Annotated in this window: 8 protein-coding genes, 1 tRNA gene, 1 other RNA gene and 3 pseudogenes; 12 read left to right on the top strand and 1 reads right to left on the bottom strand. The window is 66.3% G+C overall.

Annotation, left to right across the window (positions count from 1 at the left end):
* Positions 1–14: 14 nt before the first annotated feature.
* From B0684_RS13535 to grxD, 8 genes and pseudogenes are all read left to right on the top strand, one after another.
* Positions 15–566, top strand: a pseudogene (locus B0684_RS13535) (4-(cytidine 5'-diphospho)-2-C-methyl-D-erythritol kinase); the annotation flags it as partial.
* Between the two features lie 120 nt (positions 567–686).
* Positions 687–761 (top strand) — tRNA-Gln (locus tag B0684_RS13530).
* A gap of 33 nt (positions 762–794) precedes the next feature.
* Positions 795–919, top strand: a non-coding RNA gene (locus B0684_RS13525) — RtT sRNA.
* 145 nt (positions 920–1,064) lie between these two features.
* Entirely contained in the window at positions 1,065–2,003 is a 939-nt protein-coding gene (locus B0684_RS13520) for a ribose-phosphate diphosphokinase (RefSeq protein ID WP_196799408.1), read from the top strand.
* A gap of 138 nt (positions 2,004–2,141) precedes the next feature.
* Positions 2,142–2,843, top strand: coding sequence for a 50S ribosomal protein L25/general stress protein Ctc (locus B0684_RS13515; protein ID WP_018169038.1), 702 nt, complete (start codon positions 2,142–2,144; stop codon positions 2,841–2,843).
* 24 nt (positions 2,844–2,867) lie between these two features.
* Positions 2,868–3,497 carry an aminoacyl-tRNA hydrolase gene (pth, locus tag B0684_RS13510; RefSeq protein ID WP_018169039.1) on the top strand — a complete coding sequence of 210 codons (630 nt, stop codon included), beginning with the start codon at positions 2,868–2,870 and terminating at the stop codon, positions 3,495–3,497.
* Positions 3,494–4,588 (top strand): redox-regulated ATPase YchF, encoded by a 1,095-nt coding sequence (ychF, locus tag B0684_RS13505; RefSeq protein ID WP_018169040.1) that lies wholly within the window; start codon positions 3,494–3,496, stop codon positions 4,586–4,588. Before pth ends, ychF begins: the two co-directional genes overlap by 4 nt.
* Before the next feature lie 83 nt (positions 4,589–4,671).
* Positions 4,672–5,001 (top strand): Grx4 family monothiol glutaredoxin, encoded by a 330-nt coding sequence (gene grxD, locus B0684_RS13500; RefSeq protein ID WP_018145267.1) that lies wholly within the window; start codon positions 4,672–4,674, stop codon positions 4,999–5,001.
* Positions 5,002–5,092: 91 nt separating this feature from the next.
* On the opposite strand, the gene rnt is transcribed toward grxD, so the two are convergent.
* Positions 5,093–5,779: a ribonuclease T gene (gene rnt / locus B0684_RS13495; protein WP_018145268.1), complete on the bottom strand. Its 687-nt coding sequence runs from the start codon at positions 5,777–5,779 to the stop codon at positions 5,093–5,095.
* A gap of 296 nt (positions 5,780–6,075) precedes the next feature.
* Here rnt and aceE point away from each other — a divergent pair, with 296 nt between their 5' ends.
* The 4 genes and pseudogenes from aceE to B0684_RS13475 form a co-directional block, all read left to right on the top strand.
* Positions 6,076–8,739: a pyruvate dehydrogenase (acetyl-transferring), homodimeric type gene (aceE, locus tag B0684_RS13490; protein ID WP_018649656.1), complete on the top strand. Its 2,664-nt coding sequence runs from the start codon at positions 6,076–6,078 to the stop codon at positions 8,737–8,739.
* A pseudogene (gene aceF, locus B0684_RS13485) lies at positions 8,735–10,105 on the top strand (dihydrolipoyllysine-residue acetyltransferase); the annotation flags it as partial. The gene aceE and the pseudogene aceF, both read left to right, overlap by 5 nt.
* Before the next feature lie 24 nt (positions 10,106–10,129).
* A complete protein-coding gene (gene lpdA / locus B0684_RS13480; RefSeq protein WP_018175602.1) occupies positions 10,130–11,917 on the top strand; it encodes a dihydrolipoyl dehydrogenase in 1,788 nt (595 codons plus the stop codon).
* Positions 11,918–11,923: 6 nt separating this feature from the next.
* A pseudogene (locus tag B0684_RS13475) lies at positions 11,924–12,171 on the top strand (OmpA family protein); the annotation flags it as partial.

Raw genomic sequence — 12,171 nt, 5'->3', positions numbered from 1 at the left:
ACAGGTAGTTCAGGGCCACCACGCTGGTGGCCCTGAACTACCTGTTCGATCTGGGGTGTCCAGTCGAGCAACTGGCGGCGATCGGGCTGGAGCTGGGCGCCGACGTGCCGGTGTTCGTCGCCGGACATGCCGCCTGGGCCGAGGGGGTGGGTGAGCGGCTTGCGCCGGTGGCCCCGGACACGGGCTGGATTCTGCTGATCGACCCGGGCGTTTCGGTTGCCACGGGGGCCATGTTCGGGTGTGCGGAATTGACACGCGACTGCGCCACCGAGACAATTTCGTCCGCGATCGATGCCGAGCGGTTCGTGAACGTGTTCGAACCGGTCGTTCGGGCGCGCTATCCGGAGGTCGATCACGCGCTGGCCTGGCTGGCGGATCAAAGCCCCCGGGCGTATTTGAGCGGGAGCGGCGGCTGTGTGTTCGGGGTGTTTCCCGATGAGGGGGCGGCCCGGGCAGCGCAGTCCGCGCAGCCCGCCCCGTGGAAAAGTTGGGTGACGACGTTGCAGAACGCGTCACCCTTGCAGGCCTGGTTACCGCCGTGCGGCGGTAACAGCGAAAAAGAATGAGTCCACGTAAGGGTGGCGCGCAGCGCCATCATCCTGCCGGCCCGAATCGGCCTTGCCGATTCGCGGGGTGAGCCGGGCACGGCGCCGGTCAGGCAATACAATTAGAGTTCAGGGAGATATTGGGCCGTAGCCAAGCGGTAAGGCAGCGGGTTTTGATCCCGCCATGCGCAGGTTCGAATCCTGCCGGCCCAGCCATACAATCAGACCCGCGCCTCGGGCGCGGGTCACCCAAACTGCCGGGACGGCAGGATGAGAACCGGGTTCGACTCGAGCGGCATCGCCGCGAGAGAACGCCGCCACAGGCGGCGGCCCGAAGGGCGGCGCGCAGCGCCGTAATCCTGCCGGCCCAGCCAACAACCGCTTCGCGCCAGAAGGGCGCGAAGCAAAACCACCAAGACCCCGGTCCCGATCCGGGGTCTATAATTTGGAGCTCGGGCGTTCTAGCGCGCTCGCTCCACTCCATCCAGACCGGGACGAACCGTGGTCGACAAGAATCGCATGATGATCTTCGCGGGCAATGCGAACCCGCGTCTCGCCCAGGCCGTTGCGGAACACCTGGGGCTGCCGATGGGCAAGGCCATCGTGGGGCGTTTCAGCGATGGCGAGGTGCAGGTCGAGTTGCTGGAGAACGTGCGCGGCCGCGACGTCTTCCTGATCCAGCCGACGGGGCAGCCGACCAACGAAAACATCATGGAGCTGGTGATCATGGTGGATGCGCTGCGCCGCGCCTCGGCCGGACGCATCACTACGGTGATCCCGTATTTCGGTTATGCGCGCCAGGACCGTCGTGTGCGCTCGGCGCGGGTGCCGATCTCGGCCAAGGTGGTCGCCAACATGATCGAGGCGGTGGGCGCGGATCGCGTGCTGACCATCGACGTGCATGCCGACCAGGTTCAGGGTTTCTTCAACGTCCCGGTGGACAACATCTATGCCTCGCCGGTGCTGCTGGGCGACGTCTGGCGGCATGTCTCGGGCGATCTGACCGTGGTGTCGCCGGATGTCGGCGGGGTGGTGCGTGCCCGCGCCATCGCCAAGCGGCTGGATGACGCCGATCTGGCGATCATCGACAAGCGCCGCCCGCGCGCCAACGAGTCCGAGGTGATGCACATCATCGGGGACGTGCGCGGCAAGTCCTGCATCATCATCGACGACCTGGTGGATACCGCCGGGACGCTGTGCCAGGCCGCGAAGGCCCTGAAGGCACACGGGGCGCACTCGGTGATGGCCTATGCCACGCACCCCGTGCTTTCCGGCGCGGCAATTGATAATATAAACGGTTCGGCGCTTGACGAGCTGGTGGTGACCGACACCCTGGCCCTGCAGCCCAATGCGCAGGCCTGCGAAAAGATTCGTCAGCTGTCGGTCGCGGAGATGCTTGCGGAGACCATCCGCCGCATCAACCTCGAGGAGTCCGTCAGCTCGTTGTTCATGGACTAGGCCCGTGTGGGCTGGAGCTGTGGACCGGCGATAACCGATTTCGGGAGGCTTGCCTCCCATTCAGCGCCCCGCCTGGTCGCGGGCGGGGTGTTTCAAGGCGCTTCGGGTGAAGCGCCTTTCATTTTGGAGACCGTAGCAATGAGCATGAGCTTTACCATTGAAGCCGAGAAGCGTGACGAACAGGGTTCGAGTGCGAGCCGCCGCCTGCGTCGCGCTGGCAAGCTGCCCGCCATCCTGTACGGAGCGGACAAGGACGCCGTGGCCATCACGCTGGATCACAATGCGATGGTCCACAACCTCAAGGAAGATGCGTTCTATTCGCACATCCTGAGCGTGAAGCTGGGCGGCAAGACCGAGAAGGCGATCCTGCGAGATGTGCAGCGCCATCCGTTCAAGCCGACCATCTACCACGTCGACCTGATGCGCGTGAGCGCCAATCAGCCGATCCGCGTCAGCGTGCCGCTGCACTTCCACAACGAGGAAGAGTGCAAGGGCGTGAAGCTGGGCGGTGGCATGGTCAGCCGCATGATCAACGAGCTCGAGGTCGAGTGTCTGCCGGGCGACCTGCCCGAGTCCATCGATCTCGACGTGATCGAGCTGGATGTCGGTGACACCGTGCACATCTCCGAGCTGAAGCTGCCGGAGGGCGTGCAGAGCGTGGCCCTGATGCACGGCGAGGAATACGACTACGCCGTGGTCAGCGTGCTGCTGCCGCGTTCCGCGAAGGCGGAAGAGGAAGAGCTCGAAGGCGAAGCCGCGGAAGCCGAAGGTGGCGCAGAAGCCGAGGGTGGCGACGAGGCCGCTTCCGGCGACGAGTCGGAGTCCGGGGACAAGGAGTAAGCCTTGCGGCTTGCCGCCTGACTGATGGCGATCCAACCCGAACCGATCCGTCTCGTGGTCGGGCTGGGGAATCCGGGCCCGCGTTATGCCGAAACCCGGCATAACGCGGGTTTCTGGTTTGTGGACACCCTGGCCCGCCGCCATGGCACGGAGTTCCGCCCCGAGAGTCGCTTCGATGGTGAAGCGGCACGTCTGACCCTGCCGGACGGCGACTGCTGGCTGCTCAAGCCCATGAGCTTCATGAACAAGAGTGGCCTGCCGGTACGCAAGTGCGCGGATTTCTACCGCATCCCGCCCGCGGCCATCCTGGTCGTGCATGACGAGCTGGATCTCGATCCTGGCGTAGTGCGACTGAAGCTGGGCGGCGGCCATGGTGGACACAACGGGCTGCGCGATCTGCACCGCCACATGGGCGGGCCGGACTACGCCCGGCTGCGGGTCGGGATCGGCCACCCGGGGCATCGCGACGACGTGGTGCCGTTCGTGCTCGATCGCCCTGGGCGGGATGATGCCCGGGCCATCGAGGAGGCCATCGATACGGCCCTGGACCAGATCCCGGCCCTGGTGGCCGGGCGCTGGGACGAGGCCGTGCGCAATCTGCATGGGGGCGGGTCGAAGCCGGCCGGCTCCAAGAACTCCGAGGAAGCCCGATGAGTCTGAAATGCGGGATCGTGGGCCTGCCGAATGTCGGCAAGTCCACCCTGTTCAATGCCCTCACGCGCGCGGACATCGCGGCGGAGAACTACCCCTTCTGCACCATCGATCCGAACGTGGGCGTGGTGGAGGTCCCGGATCCGCGGCTGACGCGGCTCGCCGAGATCGTGAGGCCCCAGCGCACGCTGCCGACCACGGTCGAATTCGTGGACATCGCCGGCCTGGTCGCGGGCGCCGCCCAGGGCGAGGGGCTGGGCAACCAGTTCCTGGCGCATATCCGCGAGACCGACGCCATCGCACAGGTGGTGCGTTGTTTCGAGGATGACGACATCGTACATGTCGCCGGCAAGGTCGATCCGCTGGCGGATATCGAGACCATCAGCACCGAGCTGATGCTGGCGGACCTCGAGACGGTGAACAAGGCGCTTTCCCGTCTGGCACGTGCGGCCAAGTCGCAGGACAAGACCGCCATCGCCCAGTTGCAGGCGGCCGAGAAGGTGTCGGCGGGCCTTGATCAGGGCATTCCGGCACGGGCACAGGGTCTGGACGAGGACGAGCGGCGGGCCCTGTACGACCTGCACCTTCTGACCCTCAAGCCGGCGATGTACATTGCCAATGTGGACGAGGCCTCGCTGTCCGCTGGCAATGCCATGGTCGAGGCCGTGCAGGCGAAGGCGGCCGAGGAGGGCGCCGAGGTGGTCAGTGTCTGCGCCGCCATCGAGGCCGAGATCGCGGTGCTGGATCCCGAGGAGCGTACCGAGTTCCTGGCCGACCTGGGTCTCGAGGAGCCGGGGCTGGACCGGGTGATCCGGACGGCCTACCGCCTGTTGAACCTGCAGACCTTCTTCACCGCGGGCGAGAAGGAGGTGCGTGCCTGGACCGTGCGCCAGGGCTCCACTGCGCCGCAGGGGGCGGGGGCGATCCACACGGATTTCGAGCGCGGTTTCATCCGTGCCGAGGTAGTGGGGTACGACGACTTCGTCGGATACAACGGCGAGCAGGGCGCGAAGGACGCGGGGAAATGGCGCCTCGAAGGCAAGGAATACGTGCTGAGAGAGGGCGACGTGGTACATTTCCGCTTCAATGTCTGAGCGTTATACTAGGAAATAAGTTTGGGGCGTGCCGCGATGCGCGGCTGCGCCCTGTTTTGGCACCAAATTTCGGGAGTACAGTAATGGACGTAATGGATCGCATCCGCCAGCAGGTGGAAGACAATCCGGTGGTGATCTTCATGAAGGGCACCCCGCAGTTCCCCATGTGTGGGTTCTCCAGCCGTGCGGTGGAGGCGCTCAAGCGCTGCGACCAGGAATTTGGCTACGTGAACGTGATCGCGGATCAGGAAGTCATGCAGAATCTGCCGCGCTTCGCCGACTGGCCGACTTTCCCGCAGGTCTATATCGACGGCGAACTGGTCGGGGGCTGCGACATCACCCTCGAGATGTTCGAGAGCGGCGAGCTGAAGAAGATGGTCGACGAGGCCCACGCCAAGCGCGCGGCCAGCTAGGCTGAACTGGCCCGGCGGCCATACGGTCGTCCGGCATATGACCCGTCACCCGGGCGCCCTTGTGGCGGCTCGGGCGGCGGGTTTTTTGCGTTCAACTCCCGGGCGGGAGCTCTTCCGGGTCGGGCAGGCGCAGGGCGTTTTGCGGCACCCCGATCCCGTCCTGCCAGCGGTTGGTGATCTGGCAGAAGATGTCCGCCGTCTTTTCCGCATCGAAGGCCGCGCTGTGCGCCGACTCGGTGTCCCAGCCCAGTCCTGCGGCGTCCGCCGCGCGCGCCAGCACGGTCTGGCCGAAGGCCAGTGCCGCCAGGGATACCGTGTCCAGGCTGCTGAACGGGTGGAACGGGTTGCGCTTGATGCCGCAGCGCTCGGCCGTCGCGTGCACGAAGCCCAGGTCGAAGTGGGCGTTATGCCCCACCAGCACCGCGCGCTTGCAGTGATTGACCTTCACCTCCCGGCGCACCTCGCTGAACACCTTGCCCATCGCCTGATCCTCGGGGTAGGCCGCGCGCAGCGGGTGGTAGGGGTCGATGCCGTTGACCTCCAGCGATTTCGGGTCCATTTCCGAACCCTCGAACGGCCGCACATGCACGCTGACCGTGCGGTCGCGCACCAGGTGGTCGTTCGCGTCGCGGCGCAGAAACACCGCGGCGATCTGCAGCAAGGCATGTCGGTGGCAGTCGAAGCCGCCGGTCTCCACGTCGACGACCACCGGCAGGAAGCCGCGGAAGCGGTTCGCCATCGGGCGGTGATTGGGGTCCAGCTGCAGAGTTTCGGGCATTGAGGTACTCGGTTTCGGGTGCGGCGGTGGTTCGGGATGTCGGCGGCGCCGGGCGGGGATTGTCCCGCGTTCCGGCTGTTTAGGCGGGTTGCGCGCACTTTGCGCACGTTCCCGCAGATTTCCCCGACGATCGGCGCCATAGCGGGCTTTCGCTTGACCTGTTGGCGGGACAGTCGGGATACTTGCGCCTTTTATGCCCGCCCAACACCGGCGCATGGTAGCAAATGCCCGCCTGCCCGGTGGCCCGGCCCCGTAGTGGCAACCCGATTCCCAACCCGTTTTCAGGGGTAGAGCGCATGGACCCGAACGCGACCGAACACGATATCGACCCGCAGGAGACCCAGGAGTGGATCGACGCCCTGGCCTCCGTGCTGGAGACGGATGGCCCGGAGCGGGCCCATGCCCTCCTCGAGCGACTGGTCGACAAGGCGCGCCGCAGCGGGGCCTACCTCCCGTACTCCGCCAACACTGCCTATGTGAACACGATCCCCACCCACCTCGAACCGGAATATCCGGGCGATGGCGCGGTGGAGCATCGCATTCGTTCCTATATCCGCTGGAACGCAATGGCGATGGTGGTGAAGGCCAACCGGGTCTCTGCCGAGCTGGGCGGGCATATCGCCACCTTTGCCTCCGCCGCGACGCTGTACGACGTCGGCTTCAACCACTTCTGGCACGCCCCTGCGCACGACCACGGCGGTGACTTGCTGTTTGCCCAGGGGCATTCCTCGCCGGGCATCTACGCCCGCGCGTTCATGGAAGGGCGCTTGAGCGAGGAGCAGCTGGACCACTTCCGCCGCGAGGTGGACGGCAAGGGCCTGTCCTCGTATCCGCACCCCTGGCTGATGCCGGACTTCTGGCAGTTCCCGACCGTGTCCATGGGCCTGGGTCCGATCATGAGCATCTACCAGGCGCGCTTCATGCGCTACCTGCAGGACCGCGGCCTGGCGCAGACCAAGAACCGCCGTGTGTGGAGCTTCGTCGGGGACGGCGAGGTGGACGAGCCGGAGACCCTGGGGGCGATCACTCTGGCCTCGCGCGAGAAGCTGGACAACCTGACCTGGGTGGTGAACTGCAACCTGCAGCGCCTGGACGGCCCGGTGCGTGGCAACGGCAAGATCGTGCAGGAGCTGGAGGCCATCTTCCGCGGCGCCGGCTGGAACGTGGTCAAGGTCCTGTGGGGCCGCTACTGGGATCCGCTGCTGGCCAAGGACACCGACGGCCTTCTGCAAAAACGCATGATGGAGGCGGTCGATGGCGACTATCAGAATTACAAGTCGCGCGACGGCGCCTACGTGCGCGAGCACTTCTTTGGCAAGTATCCCGAACTCCAGCGCATGGTGGCCAACATGTCCGACGAGGACATCTGGCGTCTGAATCGCGGGGGGCACGACCCGGTCAAGGTCTATGCGGCTTACAAGGCGGCAACCGAGCACACGGGGCAGCCGACGGTGATCCTCGCGCACACCGTGAAGGGCTATGGCATGGGCGCGGCGGGCGAGGCCCAGAACCGCACCCACAGCCAGAAGAAGATGGATTCGGACGACATGAAGCAGTTCCGCGACCGCTTCAATATCCCGCTGTCCGACGAGCAGGTGGAGAAGGCCGAGTACATCAAGCCGGATCCCGACTCCGAAGAGATGAAGTACATGAACGCGCGGCGCAACGACTTGGGCGGGCATCTGCCCGTGCGCCGGCCGCTGGCCACGCCGCTCGAAGTGCCCGGGCTGGATGCGTTTAACGGCCTGCTGGAGGCCTCCGGCGAGCGCGAGATGTCGACCACCATGGCCTTCGTGCGGCTGCTGACCCTGCTTGCCCGCGACAAGAAGATCGGCAAGAACGTGGTTCCGATCGTGCCCGACGAGGCCCGCACCTTCGGCATGGAAGGGTTGTTCCGTCAGCTGGGGATCTACTCCTCGGTCGGTCAGCTCTACGAGCCGCAGGACAAGGACCAGGTGATGTATTACAAGGAGGACAAGAAGGGCCAGATCCTGGAAGAAGGGATCAACGAGGCCGGTTCCATGTCCTCCTGGATCGCGGCGGCGACCTCCTACTCCACGCATGGCGTGGCAATGGTGCCGTTCTACATCTTCTACTCGATGTTCGGCTTCCAGCGCGTCGGCGACCTGATCTGGGCGGCCGGGGACATGCGCGCCCGCGGCTTCCTGATGGGTGCCACCGCCGGGCGCACCACCCTGGCCGGGGAGGGCCTGCAGCACGACGACGGCCACAGCCAGATGATGGCCGCCAACGTCCCCAACTGCATCGCCTACGACCCGACCTTCGCCTATGAACTGGCGGTGATCGTCCAGGACGGCATGCGCCGCATGTACGCGGAGCAGCAAAGCGTCTTCTACTACATCACCGTGATGAACGAAAACTACCCGCAGCCGGCCATGCCGAAGGGCGCCGAGGAAGGTATCCGCCGCGGGCTGTATCGCTTCCAGGCGGGCGGGCGCAAGAAAAAGAAGGTGCGTCTGCTGGGCTCCGGCACCATCCTGCGCGAGGCCATCGCCGCCGCCGAACTGCTGGACAACGACTTCGGCGTGGCCGCCGAAGTGTGGAGCGCGACCAGCTTCAACGAACTGGCCCGCGACGGCCGCGATGCCGACCGTCATGCGCGCCTGAACCCGGAGGCCAAGCCGCGCAAGTCCTGGGTGGAGGAGTGCCTGGGTGGTTCGGACGACCCGGTCATCGCCGCGACCGACTACGTCCAGGCCTACGCCGATCAGATCCGCGCCTTCGTGCCGGCCGACTACCGCGTGCTGGGCACCGACGGCTTCGGCCGCTCGGACACCCGCGCGGCGCTGCGCCGGCACTTCGAGGTCGATCGTTACCACATCGCGGTCACGGCCCTGAAGGCCCTGGCCGACGCCGGGACCGTCGAGGCCAAGACCGTCTCCGACGCGATCAAGAAGTACAAGATCGACGTCGAACGGCCCAACCCCTTGCAGGCCTGAGGCCGCCGGTACCGAGGCAGGAGCAGACATGAGCAACACGACTACCGTGCACGTACCGGACATCGGTGACTTCAAGGACGTCGAGATCATCGAGGTGATCGTGAGCCCCGGGGACACCGTTTCTCCCGAGGATCCGCTGATCACGCTGGAATCGGACAAGGCCTCCATCGAGATCCCGGCCCCGCAGGGCGGGACCGTGAAAGCAGTCAAGGTAAAGGCCGGCGACCGCGTCAACGAGGGCGATCCGATCCTGGAGCTGGAACCCTCCGACGAGGGCGGGGCCGAAGCAGCCCCTGCGAAGGACGACGCCGGGCAAGACGAGCCGTCGAAGCAGGAGGCGTCGTCTTCGGATGCCGGGGGCGAATCGGCCCCCGCCACCGAGAAGCCGAAGCAGCCCGAGGCATCAAAGCCCGCCGACCGGGCCGACCCGCGCCCGTCGCCCACCGAGCACATCCGTGACGAGTCGGCCTTCCGCAAGGCGCATGCCTCGCCGGTGGTGCGCAAGTTCGCGCGCGAGCTGGGCGTCGACCTGAGCAAGGTCGACGGATCCGGGCGCAAGGGGCGCATCCTGCGCGAGGACGTGCAGGGCTTCGTCAAGCGCGCCTTGAGCCAGGGCGCTGGTGGCGGGCTGGGGGTCGAGCCGATGCCGGAGATCGACTTCTCCGAGTTTGGGCCGACCGAGACCCAGCCGCTGTCGAAGATCAACAAGCTCACCGGCAAGAACCTGCATCGCAACTGGGTCACCGTCCCGCACGTGACCCAGTTCGACGAGGCCGACATCACCGAGCTCGAGGACTTCCGCAAGTCGCTGAAGGCCGAGTACGAAAAGAAGGGCGTGAAGGTCACCTTCCTGCCGTTCCTGATGAAGGCGGTGGTCTCCGCGCTCAAGCAGTACCCGCGTTTCAACGCCTCGCTGGACGCGACCGGCGAGAACCTGATCATCAAGCAGTACTACAACCTCGGCATCGCGGTGGACACGCCGGACGGCCTGGTCGTCCCGGTGGTGCGCGACGTGGACCGCAAGAGCCTGGTCGATATCGCCTCCGAGCTGATGGACCTGTCCCAGCGCGCCCGCGACAAGAAGCTCAAGCCGGCGGACATGCAGGGCGGCTGCCTGACCATCTCCAGCCTCGGCGGGATCGGCGGGACCCAGTTCACCCCGATCGTGAATGCCCCCGAGGTCGCGATCCTGGGCGTGTCGCGCTCCAGCATGAAGCCGGTCTGGAACGGCAAGGAGTTCGAGCCGCGCCTGATCCTGCCGCTGGCACTGTCGTACGATCACCGGGTGATCGACGGCGCACTGGGCGCGCGCTTCGCCACCACGCTGAGCGGGCTGTTGTCCGACATGCGCCGCATGCTGCTGTAACCGAATTCGAACCGGAGCGATTGGATGAGCCAGACCAAGACCATCGAGGTCCCGGACATCGGGGATTTCAAGGACGTCGAGATTATCGAGGTCCTGGTACAGCCGGGCAGCGACATCGCGCCGGAAGACCCGCTGATCACCCTGGAGTCCGACAAGGCGACCATCGACGTGCCCGCCCCCGAGGCCGGCACGGTGAAGAAGCTGCACGTGAAGGTCGGGGACAAGGTGTCCAAGGGCAGCAAGCTCCTCGATCTCGAGGCCAGTGGCGACGCTGCGGGCACCGAGGAGCAGGGCGCTTCCGGCGGTGATGCCAAAGCCGAATCCGCGAAGGCCGAATCCGGCGCCGCCAGTGAGCCGAATAAGGCCGCGGCCCCCAAGGCGGCCGCCGACCCGAACACCGACAGCCAGTGCCAGGTGCTGGTGTTGGGTTCCGGCCCCGGTGGTTATACCGCCGCCTTCCGCGCCGCGGATCTGGGCCTGGACGTGGTGATGGTCGAGCGCTACCCGGAGATCGGCGGGGTTTGCCTGAACGTCGGCTGCATCCCGTCCAAGGCGCTCCTGCATGCCGGCGAGGTGCTGCACGAGGCCGAGCGCTTCGCCGCGCTGGGTATCAAGTTCGGCGAACCGGAGATCGATCTGGAGGGCCTGCGAGGCTACAAGGGCGGCACGGTCAAGAAGCTGACCGGCGGGCTCAAGCAGCTGTGCAAACAGCGCAAGGTGCGCGTGGTCCAGGGCGTCGGCGAATTCACCGGCGCCAACAGCATCGCAGTGGAGGGCAATGACGGCCGCGAGGTGATCGGCTTCGAGCACGCGATCATCGCGGTCGGTTCGCAGGCGATCAAGCTGCCCGGCTTCCCTTGGGACGACGAGCGGGTGATGGATTCCACCGACGCGCTGGACCTGGCCGAGATCCCCGAGCGCATGCTGGTGGTCGGTGGTGGCATCATCGGTCTGGAGATGGCCTGCGTGTACGAGTCTCTGGGCTCCAAGGTCACGGTGGTGGAGCTTTCGGACACCCTGATGCCGGGCGCGGATCGCGACATCGTGCGCCCGTTCGAGAAGCGCGCGAAGAAGCGCTTCGAGAATATCTTCCTGAAGAGCAAGGTGTCCGAGGCCAAGGCCACCAAGGCCGGGATCGTCTGCCAGTTCGAGGGCGAGGCCAAGGGCCTGCCGGAAGAAGACACCTTCGATCGTGTGCTGGTCGCCGTGGGCCGCAGCCCGAACGGGGCGAAGATCAAGGCCGAGGCGGCCGGCGTGCAGGTGAGCGAGCGCGGCTTTATCGAGGTCGACAGCCAGCAGCGCACCAACGTCGAGCACATCTTCGCCATCGGCGACGTGGTCGGCCAGCCGATGCTGGCGCACAAGGCCACTCACGAGGGCAAGGTTGCCGCCGAGGTGATCGCCGGGCACAAGGTCCACTTCGATGCACGCGCGATCCCGTCCGTTGCCTATACCCACCCCGAGGTCGCCTGGATGGGCGTGACCGAGGAGCAGGCGAAGGCCGACGGTATCGAATACACCAAGGGCGTGTTCCCCTGGGCCGCCTCCGGGCGCGCGATCGCGCTGGGTGCCGAGGACGGCCTGACTAAACTGCTGTTCGACGCGGATGGCCGCGTGATCGGAGCCGGTATCGTCGGCCCGTCCGCCGGCGACCTGATCGGCGAGGCGATGCTGGCGCTGGAGATGGGCGCCGAGATGGAAGACATCGGTCTGACCGTGCACCCGCACCCGACGCTCAGCGAGACGGTGGCCTTCGCCGCCGAGGCCGCGCACGGCTCGATCACCGATATTCTGCCGCCGAAAAAGCGCTAGCGGGTCATGGCCCGCTTGCGCCAGTGGCTGCGTTGCGCACTCCCGGGATTGGTGCTGCTGGGGGTGGGTATGGCCACGGCGGGTGCTGCGCCCTACAGCGAACCGCTGGAGCGTAGTGACTGGCAGCTGACCGAGGAAGATGCCGCCTGTCGCATCCAGCAGACCGTGCGTCACGGCGGTACGCTGCGTTTCGAGGCCCGGCCGGGCCTGTTGACCGCAGTCTTCTGGCAGGCCCCCTACGCGATGCCGGCGGG

This window comes from Thioalkalivibrio versutus (assembly GCF_001999325.1).
Taxonomy (GTDB): Bacteria; Pseudomonadota; Gammaproteobacteria; order Ectothiorhodospirales; family Ectothiorhodospiraceae; genus Thioalkalivibrio; species Thioalkalivibrio versutus.
Note: the sequence above shows the minus strand (reverse complement) of the source record. Positions and strands in the feature narration are given on the sequence as shown.

Excerpts from the sequence above, each read along its gene's own strand:
- B0684_RS13520 (WP_196799408.1), top strand. The coding sequence starts at position 1,065 with ATGATGATCTTCGCGGGCAATGCGAACCCGCGTCTCGCCCAGGCCGTT.
- B0684_RS13515 (WP_018169038.1), top strand. The coding sequence starts at position 2,142 with ATGAGCATGAGCTTTACCATTGAAGCCGAGAAGCGTGACGAACAGGGT.
- pth (WP_018169039.1), top strand. The coding sequence starts at position 2,868 with ATGGCGATCCAACCCGAACCGATCCGTCTCGTGGTCGGGCTGGGGAAT.
- ychF (WP_018169040.1), top strand. The coding sequence starts at position 3,494 with ATGAGTCTGAAATGCGGGATCGTGGGCCTGCCGAATGTCGGCAAGTCC.
- grxD (WP_018145267.1), top strand. The coding sequence starts at position 4,672 with ATGGACGTAATGGATCGCATCCGCCAGCAGGTGGAAGACAATCCGGTG.
- rnt (WP_018145268.1), bottom strand. The coding sequence starts at position 5,779 with ATGCCCGAAACTCTGCAGCTGGACCCCAATCACCGCCCGATGGCGAAC.
- aceE (WP_018649656.1), top strand. The coding sequence starts at position 6,076 with ATGGACCCGAACGCGACCGAACACGATATCGACCCGCAGGAGACCCAG.
- lpdA (WP_018175602.1), top strand. The coding sequence starts at position 10,130 with ATGAGCCAGACCAAGACCATCGAGGTCCCGGACATCGGGGATTTCAAG.